Source organism: Hymenobacter sp. M1-2 (assembly GCF_057808495.1).
In genome coordinates this window covers 1-876 of the sequence record NZ_JBTYZO010000061.1, presented here as the reverse complement: position 1 = coordinate 876, position 876 = coordinate 1, and the positions used below count along the sequence as shown (strand labels likewise).

General features: G+C 64.3%; 1 pseudogene. It reads right to left on the bottom strand.

The features are described from left to right. Positions 1-840, bottom strand: a pseudogene (locus ACYSMN_RS25480) (IS481 family transposase); the annotation flags it as partial. Positions 841-876 lie beyond the last annotated feature (36 nt).

Sequence of the window (876 nt, the reverse complement as noted above, 5' to 3'; positions counted from 1 at the left end):
TTTTGCCACTGCGCACAGACAAATTCGTGCGGGGTAGCCCGCGCAGGGTCTTGAGGCGCTTGGCGTGGTTGTAGGCCAGCAAAAAGGCGTGCAGGTGCTCGTTGAGTTCCTCCGTGTTCTGGTAGTGGAAGCGCTGGACGGTGGCTTCTTTGAGGGTGCGGTTGAGGCGCTCGACCTGGCCGTTGGTCCACGGGTGCGCCGGTTTGGTCAGGCGCTGCTCCACGCCGTAGGCGCGGCAAATGCGGGCAACACTGTGCCCGCCCGGAAACCACTGGTGGGGTTGCAGCGTGAATTGCACCCCGTTGTCGGTCAGCACGGTGTGGGCTTTGTAGGGCAGCTTTTCCAGCACCCGCCGCAGAAAGTCGGCCGCGACCATGCGCGTCGCTCGCGGGTGCAACTCGGCACAGGCCACTTTGCTGGCGGAAGTCAATGGCCACGAACAGGTACTGGCGGCCTTCTTCGGTCTGCACCTCGGCAAAATCGACGTGCAGGTAGCCGATGGGGGTAATCCTTGCATTTCTTCTTCGGCGGGCTCTGCCTGTCTTCGCTCAGCGGCAGACGACTGATGCCGTGGCGCTGGAAGCAGCGGTGCAGGGCCGAGCGCGACAAGTGCGGAATCGTGGCCTGTAGCGCGTACAAGCAGTCGTCCAGCGCCAGCAAGGTGTGCCGCCGAAAGGCCACCGCGATGGCTTCTTGTTCGGCCGTGAGCACCGTCGAAGCCGGTTCGGGGCCCATGCGCGCATCGGTTGTGGTCGGACGCTGGCGCCACTTGGCCACCGTTTTGGGGTTGAGGCTGTAACGCGTGGCTACGCTTTGTAGGCTTTCCGGGCTGTGTTGGATAGCGCGCCGTACTGCCGCCGCTCAAGCGGGCGCTGC